15 protein-coding genes and 1 pseudogene are annotated in these 20837 nt (G+C 71.4%); 6 read left to right on the top strand and 10 right to left on the bottom strand.

Going from position 1 to position 20837, the window contains the following annotated elements; all coding sequences use genetic code 11:
* Positions 1 to 507, bottom strand: a pseudogene (locus tag IE172_RS34615) (IS5 family transposase); the annotation flags it as partial.
* 303 nt (positions 508 to 810) lie between these two features.
* Between IE172_RS34615 and IE172_RS20855 the strand changes: the two are divergent.
* Entirely contained in the window at positions 811 to 1089 is a 279-nt protein-coding gene (locus IE172_RS20855) for a GlsB/YeaQ/YmgE family stress response membrane protein (protein ID WP_190098767.1), read from the top strand.
* Positions 1090 to 1280: 191 nt separating this feature from the next.
* Here the strand turns inward: IE172_RS20855 and IE172_RS20850 are convergent, their stop codons facing one another.
* The 4 genes from IE172_RS20850 to IE172_RS20835 are packed head-to-tail and all read right to left on the bottom strand — an operon-like array spanning position 1281 to position 5846.
* Entirely contained in the window at positions 1281 to 2639 is a 1359-nt protein-coding gene (locus IE172_RS20850; RefSeq protein ID WP_190098766.1) for a GH1 family beta-glucosidase, read from the bottom strand.
* A gap of 29 nt (positions 2640 to 2668) precedes the next feature.
* On the bottom strand, positions 2669 to 3508 hold the full coding sequence (locus tag IE172_RS20845; protein WP_190098807.1) for a carbohydrate ABC transporter permease: 840 nt from the start codon (positions 3506 to 3508) through the stop codon (positions 2669 to 2671).
* Positions 3509 to 3525: 17 nt separating this feature from the next.
* Positions 3526 to 4515: a carbohydrate ABC transporter permease gene (locus IE172_RS20840; RefSeq protein ID WP_190098765.1), complete on the bottom strand. Its 990-nt coding sequence runs from the start codon at positions 4513 to 4515 to the stop codon at positions 3526 to 3528.
* Positions 4516 to 4529: 14 nt separating this feature from the next.
* Entirely contained in the window at positions 4530 to 5846 is a 1317-nt protein-coding gene (locus IE172_RS20835; protein WP_190098764.1) for an ABC transporter substrate-binding protein, read from the bottom strand.
* A gap of 259 nt (positions 5847 to 6105) precedes the next feature.
* Between IE172_RS20835 and IE172_RS20830 the strand changes: the two genes are divergently transcribed.
* The gene (locus IE172_RS20830; protein WP_190098763.1) at positions 6106 to 7914 is read left to right on the top strand and encodes a pectate lyase-like domain-containing protein; all 1809 of its coding nucleotides are present in this window, start codon (positions 6106 to 6108) and stop codon (positions 7912 to 7914) included.
* A gap of 108 nt (positions 7915 to 8022) precedes the next feature.
* Here IE172_RS20830 and fusA read toward each other — a convergent pair whose 3' ends face one another.
* From fusA to IE172_RS20815, 3 genes are all read right to left on the bottom strand, one after another.
* Positions 8023 to 10071 carry an elongation factor G gene (gene fusA / locus IE172_RS20825; RefSeq protein WP_190098762.1) on the bottom strand — a complete coding sequence of 683 codons (2049 nt, stop codon included), beginning with the start codon at positions 10069 to 10071 and terminating at the stop codon, positions 8023 to 8025.
* Positions 10072 to 10561: 490 nt separating this feature from the next.
* Positions 10562 to 11461, bottom strand: a complete 900-nt coding sequence (gene rbsK / locus IE172_RS20820; RefSeq protein WP_190098761.1) for a ribokinase — start codon at positions 11459 to 11461, stop codon at positions 10562 to 10564.
* The gene (locus IE172_RS20815) at positions 11458 to 12513 is read right to left on the bottom strand and encodes a LacI family DNA-binding transcriptional regulator (RefSeq protein WP_190098760.1); all 1056 of its coding nucleotides are present in this window, start codon (positions 12511 to 12513) and stop codon (positions 11458 to 11460) included. Before IE172_RS20815 ends, rbsK begins: the two co-directional genes overlap by 4 nt.
* Before the next feature lie 387 nt (positions 12514 to 12900).
* Here IE172_RS20815 and uriH point away from each other — a divergent pair, with 387 nt between their 5' ends.
* From uriH to IE172_RS20800, 3 genes are all read left to right on the top strand, one after another.
* Positions 12901 to 13848 carry a uridine-preferring nucleoside hydrolase UriH gene (uriH, locus tag IE172_RS20810; RefSeq protein ID WP_190098759.1) on the top strand — a complete coding sequence of 316 codons (948 nt, stop codon included), beginning with the start codon at positions 12901 to 12903 and terminating at the stop codon, positions 13846 to 13848.
* Complete coding sequence (uriT, locus tag IE172_RS20805) at positions 13845 to 15287, top strand: uridine transporter UriT (RefSeq protein WP_190098758.1); 1443 nt, start codon at positions 13845 to 13847, stop codon at positions 15285 to 15287. Before uriH ends, uriT begins: the two co-directional genes overlap by 4 nt.
* Positions 15288 to 15647: 360 nt before the next feature.
* Complete coding sequence (locus tag IE172_RS20800) at positions 15648 to 17060, top strand: MFS transporter (protein WP_190098757.1); 1413 nt, start codon at positions 15648 to 15650, stop codon at positions 17058 to 17060.
* Between the two features lie 284 nt (positions 17061 to 17344).
* Here the strand turns inward: IE172_RS20800 and IE172_RS20795 are convergent, their stop codons facing one another.
* Together IE172_RS20795 and IE172_RS20790 are read right to left on the bottom strand one after the other, a co-directional pair.
* Complete coding sequence (locus IE172_RS20795; RefSeq protein ID WP_306432799.1) at positions 17345 to 17968, bottom strand: DUF6461 domain-containing protein; 624 nt, start codon at positions 17966 to 17968, stop codon at positions 17345 to 17347.
* A gap of 125 nt (positions 17969 to 18093) precedes the next feature.
* A complete protein-coding gene (locus tag IE172_RS20790) occupies positions 18094 to 19620 on the bottom strand; it encodes a hypothetical protein (protein ID WP_190098756.1) in 1527 nt (508 codons plus the stop codon).
* 154 nt (positions 19621 to 19774) lie between these two features.
* Between IE172_RS20790 and IE172_RS20785 the strand changes: the two genes are divergently transcribed.
* Complete coding sequence (locus IE172_RS20785; RefSeq protein WP_190098755.1) at positions 19775 to 20596, top strand: SAM-dependent methyltransferase; 822 nt, start codon at positions 19775 to 19777, stop codon at positions 20594 to 20596.
* Positions 20597 to 20837 lie beyond the last annotated feature (241 nt).

Raw genomic sequence — 20837 nt, 5'->3', positions numbered from 1 at the left:
AGCGGATCGGCGGTATGCCCTGCACGAGCGGGACAAGGGCCTGGCTGTCGTGGACGTTGGCACCGGAGATGCCGACGGACAGGGGCAGACCCGTGCGGTCGGATATCAAGTGGACCTTCGAGCCGTACTTGCCCCGGTCGACAGGATTCGGACCTGTCAGGTCCCCCTTTTCAGGGCCCGTATGTTCACCGAGTCGATCGCGCACCTCGACCAGTCCAGTTCGCCGCGGGAGCCGAACTCGTCGAGAACCAGGCGGTGGAGCTTGGCCCACACTCTGGCCTTCGACCACTCCGTGAACCGGCGGTGGGCCGTGGCTCCCGACGGCCCGAACGAAGCAGACGGCAGTTGCCGCCACGTGCAGCTCGACGTCGCGGCGAACACGATCGCGGCCAGCACTTCCCAGTCTCCGTGCCGGCGCCGACCACCGCCCTGCGGACGGGTCGGCACCTCCGGCACCACCCGCTGGAACAACTCCCACAGCTCATCCGGCACCAGCCACTCAACGATCCCCACGGCGACAGGCTATCGAACGCGCCAAATGAGATGACCTGTTAGCCCCTCTCCGCGGTCGCATCGCGGGCTCGACTCCGTCCCCGGAGTCGTTCGATCGGCAGGGTAGAGAAGTTCAGCAGGGTACAGAAGTGATGCGGGCCTGCTGTCCAGTGGCTTCTCATCCCTGACGGCGCAGACCTCGGCGGGACAAAACGGGTTCCAGTCCGAGAGATGACGGTGCGAGGTGTTTGAAAATGGCCCGACGGTAAACACGCTGAACTAACAGAAACCTTATACGACGAGGCAGGAGACGTTTCTATGGGCATCATCGCTTGGATCCTCATCGGCCTGCTTGCGGGCTTCATCGCCAAGGCGCTGATGCCGGGCAAGGACCCCGGCGGCGTCATCATCACGATGCTCATCGGCATCGCGGGCGGCCTCCTCGGCGGCTGGCTCGGCAAGGTGATCTTCGGCGTCGACTCCATCGACGGCTTCTTCGACCTGTCCACCTGGGTCGCCGCCATCGTCGGCTCCGTCATCCTTCTCCTCCTCTACCGTCTGTTCACCGGCAACCGCCATTCGCACCGCCACGCCTGACCGACACTCGCACCACCCGGAGCGGCTTCTCGTCCCATACGACGAGGAGCCGTTCCTTCATGTCTTTCGTACGGCACACCGGAATGCCCCGGCGCCGTAACCGCGCTGCCGAATGGAATGCGGCGTCGAGCTCGTCGACGACCGGTCGGCACGGGCCGTCCGCCCGCGCCGGCCGGTCTCCTCCGGGCCGTTCAGGCCGCCCGGCGGTTCCGTCGGCCGTGGCCGCGGATGAGGTCCGCGTAGTGGTGCCCCGAGCCCTTGATCGTGCGGGTCTGGGTGGCGTAGTCGACGTGGACGAGACCGAAGCGCTTGTCGTAGCCGTACGCCCACTCGAAGTTGTCCAGGAGCGACCAGGCGAAGTAGCCGGCCAGCGGGGCGCCCTTGCGGGCGGCGGCGGCGCAGGCGGCCAGGTGCCGGGTGAGGTAGTCCCGGCGTTCGGGGTCGTCGACGGTGCCGTCGGGGCGGACGACGTCCGGGAAGGCGGAGCCGTTCTCGGTGACGTGGAGTTCGCGGGCGCCGTACTCGTCGGTGAGGCGCAGCAGCAGGGTTTCGATGCCGGACGCGTCGATCTCCCAGTCCATGCCGGTGCGGGGCACACCGTCGCGGCGTACGGGCGCGGCGTGGGGGGCGGGTCCGTCCGGGTCGGCGGTGACGACCTGCGGGAAGTAGTAGTTCAGGCCGAGCCAGTCGAGCGGGGCGGCGATGGTCGCCGCGTCGCCGGGCCGTTCCGGCAGTTCGATGCCGTACACCTCGCGCATGTCCTCGGGGAAGCCCCGGCCGTGGACGGGGTCGAGCCACCAGCGGTTGGTGTGGCCGTCCATGCGGACGGCGGCCGCCCGGTCCTCGGGGCTGTCGCTCGCGGCGTGGATGGTGGAGAGGTTGTTGACGATGCCGACGCGGGCGTCCGGGGCCGCGGCGCGGATGGCGCGGGTGGCCAGGCCGTGGCCGAGCAGGAGGTGGTAGGAGGCGCGGACGGCGGCCGTGAGGTCGGTCCAGCCGGGGGCCATCCTGCCCTCCAGGTGACCGATCCAGGCGGAGCAGAGGGGCTCGTTGAGGGTCGCCCAGTGGTGCACGCGGTCCCCGAGGCGTCCGGCGACGACGGAGGCGTACGCGGCGAAGTGCTCGGCGGTGTCGCGTTCGGGCCAGCCGCCGCGGTCCTGGAGGGTCTGCGGCAGGTCCCAGTGGTAGAGGGTGACCGACGGGGTGATGCCCGCCTCGAGCAGGCCGTCGATCAGGCGGTCGTAGAAGTCCAGGCCCTTGTCGTTGACCGGGCCGTCGCCGCCGGGCACGACGCGCGGCCAGGCGACGGACAGGCGGTAGGCGTTGGTGCCGAGGCGGCGCATGAGGCCGATGTCGTCGCGCCAGCGGTGGTAGTGGTCGCAGGCGGTGTCGCCGTGGTCGCCGTTGTCGATCGCGCCGGGGGTGTGCGAGAAGGTGTCCCAGATCGACGGGGAGCGGCCGTCCTCCGTCACGGCGCCCTCGATCTGGTAGGCCGAGGTGGCCGTGCCCCACAGGAAGTCGTCGGGGAGGGCGGCGTAGTCGATGGTCACGGAGGTCCTCTCGGGTGGGGGGTGGTGGGTCACTTGACGGCGCCCGCGGTCAGGCCGGCGACGAGGTAGCGCTGGAGGAGCAGGAATCCGGCGACCACGGGGACGCTCACCACGAGGGAGGCGGCCATGATCTGGTTCCAGTACACGTCGTTGAGGGTGGAGTAGCCCTGGAGGCCGACCGCCAGGGTGCGGGTGGTGTCGTTCGTCATCACGGACGCGAAGAGGACTTCGCCCCAGGCGGTCATGAAGGCGTAGACGGCGACCGCGACGATGCCGGGGACCGCTGCCGGGACGACGACCCGGAACAGCGCGCCGAGCGGGCCGCAGCCGTCCACCGTGGCCGCCTCGTCCAGGTCGCGCGGGATCGACTCGAAGTAGCCGATCAGCATCCAGATGGAGAACGGCAGCGAGAACGTCAGGTAGGTCAGGATCAGTCCGCCGCGGGAGCCGAACAGGGCGATGCCGGTGGCGTTGCCGATGTTGACGTAGATGAGGAACAGCGGGAGGAGGAAGAGGATGCCCGGGAACATCTGCGTCGACAGGACGGTCACCGTGAAGACGCGCTTGCCGCGGAACTCGTAGCGGCTGACGGCGTACGCGGAGAACACCGCGATGACGACGGAGCAGACGGTCGCGGCGCCCGCCACGATCAGCGAGTTCACGAAGTAGCGGCCGAGCGGGACGGTGGACCAGATGTCGACGTACGGGCGGAACGTCACCTCGGTGGGCAGCCAGCGGAAGGCGCCGGTGACGTCGGCGAGGGGTTTCAGGGAGCTGGAGACCATCACGTAGACGGGGAGCAGCACGAATCCGGTGAGCAGGGTGAGGAAGATCCGGCGGGACCACAGGAAGGAGCGGGGCGGGGCCATCGGGGACCTGGGCGGGCTCATGGGGCGGTCCTCCGTCCGCGCGAGGTGAGGGCGAGGTACACGCCGGTGACGACGAGCAGGAACAGCAGGAGCAGCACCGACATGGCGGATCCGGTGCCGAAGTTCCAGGTGACGAAGGACGCCTGGTAGATGTGGACCGAGATGAGGTCCGCGGCCTCGGGGGCGGTCCTGCCGAAGAGGACGTACGGGGTGTTGAAGTCGTTGAACGTCCACAGGAACAGGACGAGGACCAGCACCTGGTTGACGGGGCGGAGGGACGGCAGGGTGATGCGGCGGACCTGCTGGAGCATGCCGGCGCCGTCGAGGGCCGCGGCTTCGTACAGCTCGCGCGGGATGTTCTGCAGGCCGGCCATCACGATGAGGAAGGCGAACGGCCAGCCCTTCCACACCGACACCGTCAGCAGGGCGATGAAGCTGTTGTCGCCGATCAGCCAGAAGGACGGCTTGTCGGTGATGCCGAGCTGGTCGTGCAGGACGTGGTTCACCAGGCCGTTGTCGTGCTGGAACATGAACACCCAGGTGATGACGGCCGCGTAGACCGGCAGGGCGTACGGCACCAGGAACAGGGCGCGCAGCAGGCCGCGGCCGCGGAAGGTGTCCTGCATGAAGACGGCCGCCGCCGTGCCGATCAGCCAGCACAGGCCGACGGACAGCAGGGTGAAGGCGAGGGTGACGCCGAAGGAGTGGAGGAGGGCGCGGCCCACGGGGGCGTCGAAGTCCACCGACACCGCGTAGTTGTCGAGACCGGCCCAGGGGGCGGTGCCCCAGTCGCGGATGTGGAACTGGGTGAGTTCCTTGAAGCTCATCACGATGCCGATGACCATCGGCACGAGGTGGACGAGGAGTTCGAGGAGCAGGGCGGGCAGGAGCAGCAGGTAGGGCAGTCCGATGCGGCGGATCCGCCCGGTGCGGGGGCGGGGGCCGCCCGCCGCACCGGGGGTGTTCTTCCGCGGGGCGGCCTGGGCCGCGGGAGCGGTGGCAGTCATGGTGGTGTCGGGGCTCACTTCGTGGGCATCTGCTGCTGCGCCTTGGTGAGCGCGGCCTTCACCGAGGCGGTGGTCACCTCGCGTCCGGCGGCCGCGTCGGCGAACAGGTTCTTGACTGCCGTGCCGACGGCGGTCTCGAACTGCGACTCTTCGGGGACCTGCGGCAGGGCGGCGGCGCTCGTGGCGAGGGTGTCCTTCAGGACGGCGTTCGCCGGGGAGTTGAAGGCGGTGTCCTGCTGGGCGGCCTTGACCGGCGGGATGGAGCCGTAGGCCGTGTTGAGGATCTTCTGCTCGGTGTCACTGGTCATGAACTTCACGAACTCGGTGGCGCCGTCGAGGTTGTCGGTGTTCTTGAAGACGGCGAGGTTGATGCCGGCGACCATCGAGTTGACCTGCTTGCCCGGGCCGGGGCTGCCGGACCGTACGGGCACGGGGGCGATGCCGTAGGCGTCCTCGCTCATGCCCTGGGAGGTGAGGTTGGCCGAGGCCGACTGCCACAGCAGCATGCCGGTCCTGCCCTTGGCGAAGTCGCTCACCGACTGGTTCTGGGCGTACTCGGCGTTGCCCGGCGCGATGATCTTGTCCTTGGCCATGAGGTCGACGTACTGCTTGACCGCGGTGACCGCGCCCTCGTTGGCGAAGTCGGCCCTGCCGTCGGCGGTGAAGAAGTCGGCACCGTGCTGTTCGGCGAAGACGAAGGCGTGGTGGACGTTCTCGGAGGGGTTCGAACCCTCCATGCCGATGCCCCACTTGCCGTCCTTGGTGAGTTTCTTCCCGGCGGCGACCAGTTCGTCCCAGGTGGCCGGCGGGCCGTCGATGCCGGCGTCGGCGAACATCTGCTTGTTGTAGTAGAGGGCGTACGCCATCGAGTACAGCGGAACGGCGGCCGGGTCCTGGCCCTCGGCGCCGGTGGAGCCGAGCGCGGAGTCGACGAAGCGGTCCTTGCCGCCGATCGCGTCGAATGTCTTCGCGTCCCACGGCAGCAGGGCGCCGGTCGCCTGGAGCGAGGCGGACCAGGTATTGCCGATGTTCAGCACGTCGGGTCCCTGGCCGGAGGTGGTGGCGGTGAGGATCCGGTTGAGCAGGTCGGACCAGGGCACGACCTCCAGCTTGACCTTGATGCCGGTCTGCTTCTCGAACTTGTCGAGTTCGGGCTGGAGGACCTTCTTGTCGATCTCGATACTGGCGCCCTGGTTGGACGCCCAGTAAGTGAGCTCCTTCGGCGAGTCGTTGGACCCGCCGCCCGTGCTCGATCCGCCTCCGCAGGCCGAGGCGGCGAGGGCGAGAGACAGCATGACGGCGCCGGTGGCCGCGGCTCGGATACTGCGCATGACTCCTGGTGTCCCTTCCGGGAGGACGTGCGTACGGACAGGGCGGGGCGGACGGACTCGGACCGCCGGACACTGCCTCACGGCTTAATTTAGGACGTGAGTTAAACCCTCCCGAGGCGGCACGTCAAGGGTTCGGACGGACTCGCCGAACTCCTGCGGCACCTCTTGACTCACTCGTTGCGGGGATGAACCATTCAGCGGCGAGAGAGCGCTCCCACCACCCCACGCCGTTCACTTCCTGAACCAGGAGAGCCGCCCCATGACCCCCGACTCCCCTTCCGCACCCTCGTCCCCGCCGCAGTCCGCCCTCGGCCGCCGCACCGTGCTGGGTGCCGTGGCCGCCGCTCCCGTGCTGGCCGGACTGCCCTCGGCCGCCTCCGCCTCCGCCGCTCCCCCGGCCGGACGCGGCACACCGCGCCGGCTGCGGGGCGGTGGCGATCTCGGCCCGAACGTCATCGTCTTCGACCCCTCCACGCCGGGCATCCAGGCCAGGCTCGACGAGGTGTTCGCCCGGCAGGAGTCGGCGCAGTTCGGCACCGGCCGCTACCAACTGCTGTTCAAACCCGGCACGTACCACGGGCTCAACGCGCAGATCGGCTTCTACACCTCGATCTCCGGGCTCGGCCTCTCCCCCGACGACACCACCATCAACGGCGACGTGACCGTCGACGCCGGCTGGTTCGACGGCAACGCCACGCAGAACTTCTGGCGTTCGGCGGAGAACCTGGCCGTGGTCCCGGTCAACGGCACCAACCGGTGGGCGGTGGCGCAGGCAGCGCCGTTCCGCAGGATGCACATACGCGGCGGCCTCAACCTGGCCCCGTCCGGGTACGGCTGGGCGAGCGGCGGCTACATCGCCGACAGCCGCGTCGACGGCACGGTCGGGCCGTACTCGCAGCAGCAGTGGTACACCCGGGACAGCGCGGTCGGCGGCTGGACCAACGCCGTGTGGAACATGGTGTTCTCCGGCGTCGAGGGGGCGCCCGCCCAGAGCTTCCCCGAGCCGCCCTACACCACGCTCGACACGACCCCGATCTCCCGCGAGAAGCCCTTCCTGTACCTCGACGGCGACCGGTACCGCGTCTTCCTCCCCGCCCTGCGACGGAACGCACGCGGTGTCACCTGGGGCAACGGCACCCCGCGCGGCACCTCCCTGCCGCTGGACCGCTTCTACGTGGCCCGGCCGGGCGACTCGGCGGCCACCCTCAACCAGGCGCTCGACCAGGGCCTGCACCTGCTGCTCACGCCGGGCATCTACCGCGTCGACCAGCCCCTCCGCGTGGACCGGCCGAACACGGTCGTCCTGGGACTCGGCTACGCCACCCTGATCCCCGACAACGGCGCCACCGCGCTGCGGGTCGCCGACGTCGACGGCGTGCGGCTGGCCGGCTTCCTGATCGACGCCGGTCCGGTCAACTCCCCCACCCTGCTGGAGATCGGCCCGAACGGCTCGTCGCGCAACCACTCCGCGAACCCCATCACCGTGCAGGACGTCTTCATCCGGATCGGCGGCGCCGGACCCGGCAAGGCCACCACCAGCATGGTCGTCAACGCCCGGCACACCGTCATCGACCACACCTGGGTCTGGCGCGCCGACCACGGCGACGGCGTCGGCTGGGACACCAACCGCTGCGACTACGGCGTCGTCGTCAACGGCCACGACGTCCTGGCCACGGGCCTGTTCGTCGAACACTTCAACAAGTACGACGTGCAGTGGTTCGGCGAACGGGGCCGCACCATCTTCTTCCAGAACGAGAAGGCGTACGACGCCCCCGACCAGGCCTCGATCCAGAACGGCCCGGTCAAGGGCTACGCGGCCTACAAGGTCGGTGACCGGGTCACCGAACACGAGGGCTGGGGCATGGGCAGTTACTGCTACTACAACGTGAACCCGGGCATCGTCCAGCACCACGGGTTCGCCGCCCCCGAGCGTCCGGGCGTGCGCTTCCACCATCTGCTCGTCGTGTCGCTGAGCGGCCACGGGCAGTACGAGTGCGTCATCAACGACACCGGAGACCCGACCTCGGGCACCGCCACCGTGCCGTCCAAGGTGGTGTCCTACCCCTGACCCCGGCGCCGGGGCACGCCCCCGACCGACGCCGACGGTCGGGGCGTGCTCGTACGGCGGCGGTGGCGGCCCCTCCCGCACGTCGCGGGAGGGGCCGCCGTTGACGCGCTACCGCGCGGGCGCGGGCGCGAATCCGGTGGGCCGGGTGGTGAAGGTGCCGCGGCCCTGGGTGCGGCTGCGCAACCGCGTCGCGTAGCCGAAGAGTTCGGCCAGCGGCACGGTAGCGGTGACGACCGTCGCACCCGCCCGGGTGACGGAGCCCGTCACCCGGCCGCGGCGCGCGGCCAGATCACCGAGCACCCCGCCGACCGCGTCCTCGGGCACGGTGACCGTGACCTCGACGACCGGTTCCAGCAGGACCATCGCGCAGGCCCGCAGGGCGTCCCGCAGTCCGAGCCGGCCCGCGGTGCGGAAGGCGGTGTCGGACGAGTCCTTCACATGGGTCGAGCCGTCGGTGAGGGTGACCCTCAGTCCGGTCACCGGGTGCCCGCCGAGGGGTCCTTCGGCGAGCGCGTCCCGGCAGCCGGCCTCGACGGCGCGGACGTACTCCTGCGGCACGCGCCCGCCGACGACCGCCGAGCGGAACTCGAACCCGGACTCCGGGCTGTCCAGTGGTTCGACGTCGAACACCACATGGGCGAACTGACCCGCCCCGCCGTCCTGTTTGACGTGCCGGAACACGAAGGCGGACACGCCCCGGCCGACCGTCTCCCGGTGACCGACCCGGGGCCGGCCCACGGTGACGCCCAGCCCGTGCTCACGCCGGATCTTCTCCACCGCGACCTCCAGGTGCAGCTCACCCATGCCGGACAGCACCGTCTGCCCCGTCTCCGGATCGGTGCGCGCCACCAGCGAGGGGTCCTCCTCGGCGAGCCTCGCCAGCGCCGACGCCAGCCGCCCGGTGTCCGTGCTCCTCAGCGCCTCGACCGCCACGGAGACGACGGGTTCGGCGACCCCCGGGGGTTCCAGGACCAGCGGGGCGTCCGGCGCGCACAGGGTGGAGCCGGCGCGGGCGGACTTCAGTCCGACCACGGCGACGATGTCCCCGGCGACGGCGCGCTCCGCGTGCTCGTGCCGGTCGGCCCGGACCCGCAGGATGCGTCCGATCCGCTCGGAGCGGCGCGCGGTGGCGTCCCACACCGTGTCCCCCTTCTCGATCGTGCCCGCGTACAGACGCAGGTAGGTCAGCCGCCCGGTGGCGGTCGCGTTCACCTTGAACGCGAGGGCGGCCAGCGGTGCCGCCGGGTCGGCGGCCCGCCGCTGTTCGGTGCCGTCGTCGGCGGTGCCGCGGACCGGCGGCACGTCCAGCGGCGACGGCAGGTAGGCGAGTACGGCGTCGAGCAGCGGTTCGATGCCGCGGTTGCGGTAGGCGGAGCCGCACAGGACGACGACGGCGGCACCGTCGCGGGTCAGGTCCCGCAGGGTGGCCGCGAGCGTGCCCGCGCTGAGCGAACCTCTGTCGCAGAACTCCTCCAGGGCGCCCGGGTGCAGCTCGGCGACGGCCTCCTCCAGCAGCCGGCGCCGCCGGTGCGCCTCCTCGCGCAGCTCGTCCGGCACCGGTGCGGGCTCGCACCCCTCCCCCGCGTCCGTCCAGGTCAGGGCCCGCATGCGCAGCAGGTCGACGACACCGGTGAAGGTGTCCTGCGCGCCGATGGGCAGCTGGACGGCCAGGGGTACGGGGTGCAGCCGTTCCCGGATGGAGGCGACGGCCGCGTCGAGGTCGGCGCCGGCCCGGTCCATCTTGTTGACGAACGCGATGCGCGGCACACCGTGCCGGTCCGCCTGCCGCCACACCGACTCGCTCTGCGGCTCCACACCGGCGACCGCGTCGAACACGGCGACCGCGCCGTCCAGGACGCGCAGCGCGCGCTCCACCTCGTCGGCGAAGTCGACGTGGCCCGGGGTGTCGATGAGGTTGATCCGGTGGCCGTCCCAGGCGCAGGTGACGGCCGCGGCGAAGATGGTGATGCCCCGGTCGCGTTCCTGCGGGTCGAAGTCGGTGACGGTGGTGCCGTCGTGCACCTCGCCGCGCTTGTGCGTGGTGCCGGTGGCGAACAGGATCCGCTCGGTGACGGTGGTCTTGCCGGCGTCGACGTGGGCGAGGATGCCGAGGTTGCGGACGGCGGCGAGTGGGTTGGTGTTCCGCGGGGTGCGCATGGCCCGTGGCCTTTCGGATGGATCCGGGAGAAGGGCGGCGCGATGGGTCCCGGCGCACGGCGTCGGACGCCCCCGGTGTACGGGGGCGCAGAAGAGAGCAGCGGTGCGTCAGGACATCCGGTGCCGGGCGCGCAGCGGGCACCGGGCGGCCCGGGACACCAGGATCACCACGGACCGGCGGGACCGGGAACGGGGAGCGGCGACGGTGGCGTGGTCACGCACGGCCGGGCTCCCTCCACTGGTCACGGAGGCGCGGCCCCGGGACGGGGCGGCGCTCGTCCGGTGAGTGTAGGGCGACACGCGGGGGCGGTGCCACACGATATCCGCGAGCGGCCACGGGCTCCGTCGTCCACCCGCGGCACCTGCTCGGCGCGCCCCGCGCCGCGTGAGGGCCGGCGCCGCGCGGGGGAAGGCGCCGCGCGGGGGCCGGCGCCGCGCGGGGGCCGGCGGCCCGCCTCAGCACCCGGCCGGGGCTTGGGGCGGTAGTCGTTCAGCTCTGCCCGGTGAGGAACGCCTCGACCTCGTCCCTGCGGGCGAGTGAGGGCTGGGCGCCCGCTCGTGTGGTGCTGATCGCCGCGGCGGCGCAGGCCCAGCGAGCGGACTGCTCGAGGGTGCGGCCCTCCGCGAGGGCGACGGCGAGCGCACCGCAGAAGGAATCACCGGCGGCCGTGGTGTCCACGGGCCGGACGGCGAAGGCCGGCACGTGCAGGTGTGCGGTGCCTTCGAGGAGGAGCACCCCGTCGCCGCCGAGCGTGACGATCACCGCGCCCGCCCCGGTCAGTCTCCGGGCCGCGACGACGACGTCGTCGATCGTCTCCGGTACGGGTGAGTGGGTGAGCGCCGCGAGTTCGGTGCGGTTGGGGACCAGCACGTCGACGTGGGGCGGGGGGACGGCGCCGACCGTGGCGGGGGCCGGGTTGTGCAGCACGATGCCGCCGGACAGCCGTGCGGCGGCGTGGTTGGCCTCGTCCGGGACCTCCTGTTGCAGGACCGTCACGGCCGCCTTCTGCAGCAGGCTCGCGGCGGCCTCGCAGTCGGCGGCGCCCAGACGGTGGTTGGCTCCGGGGCTGACGATGATGGTGTTCTCGCCCGCGGGGTCGACGGCGATCAGGGCGCGGCCGGTCGCCAGGTCGCGGGTGCGGGTGATGTGCGTGGTGTCCACGCCCTCTTCCCCGACGGCGTCGAGCATGACTCCGGCCGCGTCGTCCTCGCCGACCCGGCCGACGAAGGCGACGTTCCCGCCGAGCCGGGCGGCGGCGACCGCCTGGTTGGCCCCCTTGCCGCCCGGATGGTGGGCGATGTCACCGCCGAGGACCGTCTCGCCCGGCACCGGGTGCTGGGGTACGCGTACCACGAGATCGAGGTTGAGGCTTCCGACGACGGCGATCACTGGTCTTCCTCCGGAGGACGGGTACTGGCGGCTTGGCGGGCCGAGGCCGCGCGGGGCGGCGCGCTGGAGGCCCGTACGACGAGTTCGGGGGCGAGCCGGACGGACCGTCGCGGTGCGTCCCGCTGTCCGTTCAGCCGACCGGCGAGCAACTGTGCTGCCTCGGCGGCCAGTTCGCGCACGGGCTGGCGGACGGTGGTCAGCGCGGGGTCGACGAGGCCCACCATGGGAACGTCGTCGAACCCGGTGACACCGATCTCGCCCGGCGCGTCCACGCCCAGTTGCCGCAGGCGCTGCAGCACGCCGATCGCGATGAGGTCGTTGGCGCAGACGACGGCGTCCGGCCGGAAGGGCAGGATCCGGTCGGCCGCGGCCCGTCCCCACTCCCACGAGAAGTCACCGAGCTCGACGCGGCCGGGCGCTTCCGGGTCCAGGGCGCCGGCACCCGCCCGGTACGCGGCGAGCCGCTCGACCGCCGCCGTGTCGCGTCCGCCCGCACCCACGTAGCAGACACGGCGGCGGCCGACGGCAGCCAGGTGTTCCAGGACGAGGGCCATACCGGACGCGTTGTCGGTGGCGACCAGGTCGGCGGTGCCGGTCCCGCATCCGCGGTCCAGCAGGACCAGCGGCACGCGGGCGGCCGCCGCCGTCACCGCGTCCCGGCTGTGGGTCTCGTCGACGGGGATGACCAGCAGGGCGTCGACCTGCCGGTCCAGCAGGGCGGTGATCCGGGCCGCCTCGGTCGCCGGGTCGTCGTCGCAGTCGGCGAGCAGCAGGGCGCGGCCCTCGGCGTGCAGGGCGTGTTCCACCTCTCGTACGAGGGAGGGGAAGAAGGGATTGGTGATCTGCGGCAGGACGAGACCGATGGTGCCGGTGGACCGGCTGCGCAGGGCGCGCGCCACCTGGTTGGGCCGGTAGCCCAGTCTCTCGGCCGCCTCCTTGACCCGGAGGGCGATCTCGGGACCGACCGGACGGGTGCCGCCCAGGACCCGGGACACCGTGGCGACCGAACAGCCCGCCGCGCGAGCCACTTCCTTGAGCGTGACCTCTGTCACCGTCGCCCCCCTCGTCGAAGCGGCTGCACCGCGCCCCTCGTTGCGGTTGCACCGCAACGGGACCGGCCAGCCAGAGCATGTCGGCAAACGTTATCACCTGATCACTGCACGCCCTCGAACCACCGGCGTCGCACTGTGAGGCGTTCGCCGTTGACAATCGCGAAGCTATGAGAAAGTTTACGGGAGAACGATTTCCCGCCTCAATCAGGCAAGTGCCCGGTGTCCGCTCCGGCCGTCGTGACGGCCGGACGTCCCATGTCGCCGGGGCACTTCCGGGTGACGGCGGCCGTCGCCACCGCCGGCAGGTGAGCCGGCGTGCCTCCGGTAGCAGCCCTTCTGCGGCGCTGCGGAGATCCACACCGTTCCGCGAGAGCAAGGGGCTCTTCGATGGCCAAGAAAATAATCCTCGACTGCGACCCGGGGCACGACGACGCCATCGCGCTGCTACTGGCGCACGGCAACCCCGACATCGAACTGGTCGCCGTCACGACCGTGGTCGGCAACCAGACGCTGGAGAAGGTGACCCGCAACGCCCTCTCCGTGGCGCGCATCGCCGGCATCACCGGTGTGCCCTTCGCCGCCGGCTGCCCGCGGCCGCTGGTGCGGGCCATCGAGACGGCACCGGACATCCACGGCGAGACCGGTCTGGACGGCCCGGTGCTGCCCGAGCCGACGCTCGAACTGGACCGCCGGCACGCCGTCGACCTCATCATCGACACGGTGATGTCGCACGCGCCCGGCGAGATCACTCTCGTACCGACGGCGGGGCTGACCAACATCGCGCTCGCCGCGCGCAAGGAGCCCCGCATCGTGGAGCGGGTCCGCGAGGTCGTCCTGATGGGCGGCGGCTACCACGAGGGCAACTGGAGCGCGGTCGCCGAGTTCAACATCATCATCGACCCCGAGGCCGCCCACATCGTCTTCAACGAGAGCTGGCCGGTCACCATGGTCGGTCTCGACCTGACGCACCAGGCCCTGGCAACACCCGAGGTCGCCGAGAAGATCGCCGCGGTCGGCACCGGCCCCGCCAGGTTCGTCGGCGAGCTGCTGGACTTCTTCGGCGCCACCTACAAGGAGGCGCAGGGCTTCGAGCACCCGCCCGTGCACGACCCCTGCGCGGTCGCGTACGTGATCGACCCCTCCGTCATGACGGTGCGCAGGGCCCCCGTGGACGTCGAGCTCAGCGGCGGCCTGACCCTGGGCATGACCGTGACGGACTTCCGCGCCCCGGCCCCGGCCGACTGCCACACCCAGGTCGCGGTCGAGCTCGACCGCGAGCGGTTCTGGGCCCTCGTGGTGGACGCCCTCGAGCGCATCGGGGACGTCGAGGCATGAGCGCACCCGTCACCTCCAGCCGGCCCGGTGAGACGTCGGGCCGGCGCACGACCCGGGTGGGCGTGCTGATGGCGGCACTGCTCGCCGCCTGTTTCGCCTTCCAGCTCAACGCGAGCATGCTCAGCCCCGCGCTGAGGAACATCGAGGAGAGCTTCGGGGCCAGCTCGGCGGAGATCGGCCTCACCCAGACCGCGTTCTTCACCTCGGCGGCCCTGTTCTCGCTCTTCCTGCCGCGTCTGGGCGACGTCATCGGGCGGCGCAAGGTGCTGACCGGCATGCTCGTCCTGATGGCCGTCGGCTGTGTCGTCGCCGCACTGGCGCCGAGCGTGCCCGTGCTGTTCGTCGGCCGCATCATCCAGGGCGTGTCCGGCCCGGTCGTCCCCCTCTGCCTGATCATGCTGCGGCAGGAGGTGAGCGAGCCGAAGAAGTACGGCACCCTGCTGGGCGTGATCACCGCCGTCAACGGCGGCATCGCCGGTGTCGACGCCCTCGCCGGGGGCTACCTCGCCGACAACTACGGCTTCCGGTCGGTCTTCTGGACGATGGCCGTCGTGGCGGTCCTCGCCGCCGCCCTGGTCGCCACCCTGACCCCCGAGACCAAGGCTCCCGCCGCGGACCGGATGGACTGGCCGGGTGTCGCCCTCCTCGTCGTGTCCGTCGGCACACTGCTCACCGCACTGAACGAGGCGGGCAAGCTCGCCGGCGCCGACTGGCTCCTCGTCGCCGTCCTCGTCGTCGTCGGCACGATCGCCTTCGTCCTGTTCTGGCGGACCGAGGACCGCAGCCCTCACCCGCTGGTCGCCACCCGGCACCTGAAGCAGCGCTCGACCTGGGCGACCCTGCTGACCACCCTGCTCACCATGACCGGCGTGTTCGCCGTCATGAACGGGCTGATCCCGGCACTCGCCCAGGACGGGAACGCCGGGCTCGGCATGGGTGCCGAGCAGTCGGCTTGGTGGACCCTCACGCCGTACGCGCTGGCGGGCCTCGCGATGGGTCCGATCGCCGGCCGGCTCGCTGCCACACACGGGTACGGCCGCGTCCTGCGGCTGGGGCTGATCGGGGCGGTCGCGGGCGTGCTCCTGATGATCCTCACGGTCGGCGCCCAGTCCCGCGCCATGCTGCTGCTGACCTCGATCCTGGTCGGCGTCGCCTACGCGGGCGTGGCGAACATCGTGCTCAACGGGCTCGGCATCGTCCTGTCCCCCAAGGAGAACCCGGGGTTCCTGCCGGGCCTCAACGCGGGGGCGTTCAACCTGGGCGCCGGTCTCAGCTTCGCGCTGCTGTACGCGGTCAAGACGGCGGCCCTGCCGGACGATCCGACGTCGCCCGCCGACTACACCGCCGGCATGATCGCCGGGGTGGTCGTCCTGGCCGCCGCGTTCGCGACGTCCTTCCTGATCCCGAAGCCGGTGGAGGCCGAAGCGCGCGACGACTGAGCCGGCCCTCCGGCACGGTCGCGCAGGGCGCAACGGTCCGGTCCGGTTCAGTCCGGTCCGGTCCGGTCCGGTGACATGACGAACGGCCTGCGGCGCGGGACCGGGAGAAAGCTCCCGGTCCCGCGCCGCAGGCCGTTCTCCGCGTTCACCGCGTTCACCGCGTTCCCCGCGTCCTCCGACCGGAGGTCTCGACCCGTCCCACATCCTGATACGCGTCGACTGATGAATGAGATGTCTGAGAGTCTCGGATTGCCTGTACCGTACATGCGGTCTTCTCCCGAGGGAGGCGCCCGCTGTCGGGTGGCCGTCGGCGATGCACCACGTCGGCGCCTGTTCCGCCCTCGTGGGAAAGACCGAGAAATGCCCGCACCCACCACCAGCCCCGCCCCGGCACCCGTCAACTCGCGGTCCCGCGTCCTCGTCGCGAGCCTCATCGGCACCACGATCGAGTTCTACGACTTCTACATCTACGCGACCGCCGCCGTCCTGGTCTTCCCCACGCTCTTCTTCCCGAACAGCGACCCGACCACGGCCCTGCTGTCGTCCTTCGCCGTGTTCGGTGCCGCGATGGTCGCCCGCCCCATCGGCGCCGTGGTCTTCGGGCACCTCGGCGACCGGCTCGGCCGCAAGGGCACGCTGGTCGCCTCGCTCCTCACCATGGGCATCGCGACGTTCCTCATCGGCGTGCTCCCCACCTACGCGCAGGCCGGCTGGATCGCCACCGCGCTGCTGGTGCTGATGCGCCTCGCCCAGGGCTTCGCGCTCGGCGGCGAGTGGAGCGGCGCGGCCCTGGTCGCCACCGAGAACGCCCCGAAGAACAAGCGCGCCCTCTACGGCACGTTCCCGCAACTGGGCGCCCCGCTCGGCTTCATCATCGGCAACGGGCTGTTCCTGATCATCGGCGCGCTGCTGCCGTCCGCGGCGGGCGCCGACCCGTCCCAGCCCTCGGACGCGTTCCTCAGCTGGGGCTGGCGCATCCCGTTCCTGTTCTCCGCCGTGATGGTCGCGATCGGGCTGTGGGTGCGGATGCGTCTGGTGGAGGCACCGGTCTTCGCCAAGACCCGGGAGGCCGGGCTGGTGCGGAAGCTGCCGCTGGCCACCGTCTTCCGCAGCCACTGGAAGCAGCTGGTCCTCGGCACGTTCTTCATGCTGGCGACGTACGTGCTCTTCTACCTGATGACCACGTTCTCGCTGAGCTACGGCCGTACGGCCGAGGACGCCGCCGTGCCCGGTCTGGGGTACAGCTACACCACCTTCGTCCTGATGATGATCTTCGGTGTGCTGTTCTTCGCGGTGTTCACCCTGGTCTCCGGTCCGCTCGCCGACAAGTACGGCCGACGCACCACCCTGATCTGGGTCACCGCCGGGATCCTGGTCTTCGGACTGGTCTGGGTGCCGCTGATCGGCCTGGGCACGCTGGGCGTGGTGCTGTGGCTGGTGCTCGGCTTCACGCTGATGGGCATGACGTTCGGCCCGATGGGCGCGCTGCTCCCGGAGCTCTTCCCGACGAGCGTGCGCTACACGGGCTCCGGGATCTCCTACAACGTCAGCTCGATCCTCGGCGCCGCCGTCGCCCCGTTCATCGCGGTCGCCCTGTGGGACGCCGGTGACGGCTCGCCGTGGCTGGTCGGTGTCTACCTCTCCGCGATGGCACTGCTGACGCTGGTCTCACTGCTGCTCGGCAAGGAGACGAAGGATGTCGGCCTGGACGAGGGTGAGGCCCTCGCCGACGCCGACCGGGGCGAAGCCCCCGCCGCCACCGCGGCCCGCTGAACCTCCCGGCGCCCTGCGCACCGAGGCCCCCTTCCACGCCCGTACGGGCAGAAGGGGGCCTCGGTGCGTCCGCACGTGCGACGGCATCGACCACCCGGGGGATCCGCGAGGTGCCGTCGATCGTCACGACGCGGCGTCGATGTCGATGTCGACGAGATCCTCGCCCTGTACGGCCGGCCGCCGATCACCGGCATCACGGTGCTGGAGGGAACGGCCCGTGGCGGAAGCCGCAACCCGTTCCCGGACTCCTGACGGGCACGGGGCGGCGAGGGTCACCCGGGGACCTAAAGGATCTCGATGGCGCCCGGCGGGACCGGGCCCTCGCCCGCGTAGGAGTCACCGCGTGGTGCGGTCGGGACATCGTCCTCCGTGACGGTCAACGTGGGCCAGGGGGCGGCCAGGGTCGCGTCGTCCAGGGTGAGACCGAGGTGGTCCAGAACGAGGGCGACCACGGAGGCGACTCCGGGCCCCTCGTGCTCGGCCAAAGCTTCCTCGACCCTGTCCCACCAAGGGCCGGAGTGTTCGGGCCGGGGTTGTTCCGGGCCGGCTTCGACGTTCTCCAGGCACTGGCCGTCGCGCCAGTGCTGGAAGACGGCAAGCCCTTCGGTGGACACGACGCCGAAGGTCTCGGTGCCGCGGGACAAGGCGGCGAGGAGTTCGGGCCATGAGCCGAGGACGCCGTCCTCCTCGACGCAGAACGTCCAGTCGCCGAGCCTTCCGGCCCGCAGGAGCGACACCGCTCCTGCGGCGAACTGCCCTGTGGGCAGGTCGGACGCGGCGTCCGCGTCAAGCAGGCGGGAACGGTCCGGGTCGGCGCCGTACCGGGTGAACACCTCAGCGGGGTCCAGGCCACGGGTGAAGGTGACGCACATGGGGTCGCCCTCCCAGTCGAGCGCGTCCGCCGCCACGTTCCGTCCCGTCCCCTCTGCCGGCTCCGTCTGCCGGATCGTGTCTGCCCGGCCCCGGCCTGTCAACGGCGACTGCTTCGGCAGCCCCTGCTTCCCGGCGGGCCGGCCGCCCGCCCTGCCTGTCCTCAGCCGACGTCCCGCACGCGGGCGGCGGTCCGCCCGGCGAGCTCGCGGACACCCTTGGCGGCGTTGTCCGAGAGCTCGCCGAGTACGGCGTCGGCGGCGGTGAGGAGGGCACGGGCCTCCTCGGGGCGGCCCGCGTCGGCCAGGGCGAGGGTGAGCCGGTAGTGCTCCTCGGCGATGAAGCGGCCGAGGTTGACCCGCCGCCAGTAGTGCAGTGAGTCGTCGCCCGGGGTGGCCAGGGCGTCGCGCACGGCGGCCAGGCTGTCCACCGCCTGCGGCAGCTCCCCCGCCTCACGCTCCATGCGGGCGAGGGTGTGCCGGGCCGAGGCCCGGTCCCACGCCGTCTCCTGGAGGGCGGCGTACAGGCGCTGGGCGCGCAGCGCCTGGGGAAGGTCGCCGAGTTTCTCGAAGTCCCGGGCGAGCCCGCTCAGCGGAGCCGTGTCCAGGGTGTGGGGCGCCCCGGGGCGGCGGAGTCTGCTCCGGTCCATGACGATGCCGTCGAGTTCGCGGATCAGCGTCACCCGCGCGAGGTCCGTCATCCCCTGGTCCCGCGCCAGATCGGTCCAGGTGAAGACCGGCTCGTCCGCCGGGTCCGTCCCGAACATCGACTCGTCGAGCTCCCGCGCCCACTGTCGCAACTCGTCGGCGCCCGCGCCCTGTTCCGGCATACCGCCCAGGCCGCACGCCGTGTCGAAGTCCGTCTCCCGGACCTCGTGCAGCAGCGGCAGATCCCCGGTGTCCCCGTGCAGCCCCACCAGCACGGCCGCGAGCCGCAGTTCGTCCGTCATCGACGACCGTGTCTCGTGCCGCAGCAGATGCCGCAGCAGCTCCAAGTCGCCCTCGACGCGGTCGAACTGCGCGGCCCGCAGGGTGACCCGGCGCCGGACCGGGTCCTCGGCGGCTTCACGCCATGCCGTGTGATCACCCTGGCGCAGGAGGGCGAGATCGGCGCGGCCCGCCGCGAGTACCGGCTCCCACAGCGGAGGCCCGGCCGGGCCCAACCGGTCGTACGCGCACCCCTCGTCCGCGTCGATCAGCACGAAGTCCGGCTCGGTACGCAGCAGTGCGGCACGCAGTCGGCCCACCAGCTCGACCGGGGAGCGTTCGGGGAAGCCCAACGCCGCACGGAGCTCGGCCCGCTCCTCGTCGATTCCGTAACACTCACGGATCTCGTCCTCGGTCTCCGCGACGCACGCCAGGATCTTCTCCTCGCCGTCATCCGGCGACAGCTGTGTGCAACCGCGCCAGCCGGGCAGGCCGATCACGAGCTCCAGGGCCTCGTCGACACTGGAGCCGATGATCCCCGCGGCGCCCTCCGAGTCGGCGTGGAGCACCGAGCCGTCCGCGCACACGAAGTACGTACCGCCGGTATCGTCCCCGGCCACCGCCTCCAGCGGCCCGCCCGAGGCGAGGCGGACCTGCTCGACATGGCCGTGGGCGGCCCGGTCGACGTCGAAATCGAAGGCGAAGGCGGCCAGTTCGGCCAGGCGGCGGTCCTGCCGCAGCAGCCGTAGGGCGTGATCGGTCATGTCGCGGAAAGTAACACCGTCCATCGACCGCGGACTCGTGGCCCCCTCAGGCGGGGAGGCCTGGTTCGATCTGCTCACCTCCTTCTTCGCGCAGGACGTCCCGCAGATTCCGGAACGCCGGTGGGCGGGCGGCGCGGCAAGGGAGGATGGTCGCATGACGGTTGAAGGCCCCTCCATCGACCCCACCAGGCCCAGCATCGCCCGCGTCTACGACTACCTGCTCGGCGGCAAGGACAACTACGCCGTCGACCGGGAGGTCGGCGACGTGTTCCTCCGGGACCTCCCCGGTTCGGTGGCCATCGCCTTCGCCAACCGCGCGGCCCTGACGCGGGCGATCGCGGAGATCGTGACGACCACCGACGTGCGGCAGTTCATCGACCTGGGCAGTGGTCTGCCGACCGCCGACAACGTCCACCAGGTCGCGCAGCGGCACGCCCCGGAGTCACGGATCGTGTACGTCGACAACGACCCCCAGGTACTGGTCCACGGCTGTGCGCTGCTGGAGCAGAACGACCGGACCCGGGTCGTCCGGGCCGACGTACGCGACCCCGAGGGCGTTCGCACCCACCCGGACACCACGGACCTGATCGACTTCGACCGGCCCGTCGCCGTCGTCCTCAGCGCCGTCCTCCACCACGTCAACGACGAGGAGGACCCGGCCGGGATCGTCCGCCACTGGCGTGACCGCGTGCCGTCCGGGAGTCACTTCTTCGTCAGCCACTTCCGTTCCGGCGACAACCCGGAGACCGTGGCGGCGGAGCGGATCCTCCAGCAGACCTTCGGCCGCGGCCGGTGGCGCACCGACGAGGAGATCGCCTCCCTGCTGGACGGCCTGGAGATCCTCGACCCCGGGATCGTTCCCGCGCCCCTGTGGCGTCCCGACAAGGCCGCCGACCCGTGGAGCGCCGGCGGCGCGGAACCCGAGCTCAGCGCCTGGGAGCGCCTCATCGTCGCCGGGCTGGCGCGGAAGGCGTAGCGGCCAGGACGTGCGATGGGCGTGGTCCAGTCGGGCGGGAGCCCTGACCTCCCTCTCGCAGCGCGCCAGGGAGGTGCGGCGCCGGTCCGGCAGGGCGAGCAGATCCGCGGCGACGGGACGCTCCAGGTACAGGTACGCCCCCTGCGACGTGCCCCACCGCTCCTCGGCCCGTGGGTCGGCCTCGGTGGAACGAGAACGACCGATGGCCCCGACCGTTTCGGTCGGGGCCATCGAGGGAGCG

It is taken from the genome of Streptomyces griseoflavus, from assembly GCF_014649995.1.
In the GTDB taxonomy this organism is placed as follows: Bacteria; Actinomycetota; Actinomycetes; order Streptomycetales; family Streptomycetaceae; genus Streptomyces; species Streptomyces griseoflavus.
This window is presented reverse-complemented; position numbering and strand designations above follow the sequence as displayed.

What these genes read in the sequence shown, in the direction of transcription:
- IE172_RS20785 (WP_190098755.1), top strand. Translation starts at nt 19,775, where the DNA reads ATGACGGTTGAAGGCCCCTCCATCGACCCCACCAGGCCCAGCATCGCC.
- uriH (WP_190098759.1), top strand. Translation starts at nt 12,901, where the DNA reads ATGGCCAAGAAAATAATCCTCGACTGCGACCCGGGGCACGACGACGCC.
- IE172_RS20835 (WP_190098764.1), bottom strand. Translation starts at nt 5,846, where the DNA reads ATGCGCAGTATCCGAGCCGCGGCCACCGGCGCCGTCATGCTGTCTCTC.
- IE172_RS20845 (WP_190098807.1), bottom strand. Translation starts at nt 3,508, where the DNA reads ATGGCCCCGCCCCGCTCCTTCCTGTGGTCCCGCCGGATCTTCCTCACC.
- IE172_RS20840 (WP_190098765.1), bottom strand. Translation starts at nt 4,515, where the DNA reads ATGACTGCCACCGCTCCCGCGGCCCAGGCCGCCCCGCGGAAGAACACC.
- uriT (WP_190098758.1), top strand. Translation starts at nt 13,845, where the DNA reads ATGAGCGCACCCGTCACCTCCAGCCGGCCCGGTGAGACGTCGGGCCGG.
- IE172_RS20790 (WP_190098756.1), bottom strand. Translation starts at nt 19,620, where the DNA reads ATGACCGATCACGCCCTACGGCTGCTGCGGCAGGACCGCCGCCTGGCC.
- IE172_RS20800 (WP_190098757.1), top strand. Translation starts at nt 15,648, where the DNA reads ATGCCCGCACCCACCACCAGCCCCGCCCCGGCACCCGTCAACTCGCGG.
- IE172_RS20830 (WP_190098763.1), top strand. Translation starts at nt 6,106, where the DNA reads ATGACCCCCGACTCCCCTTCCGCACCCTCGTCCCCGCCGCAGTCCGCC.
- IE172_RS20855 (WP_190098767.1), top strand. Translation starts at nt 811, where the DNA reads ATGGGCATCATCGCTTGGATCCTCATCGGCCTGCTTGCGGGCTTCATC.
- fusA (WP_190098762.1), bottom strand. Translation starts at nt 10,071, where the DNA reads ATGCGCACCCCGCGGAACACCAACCCACTCGCCGCCGTCCGCAACCTC.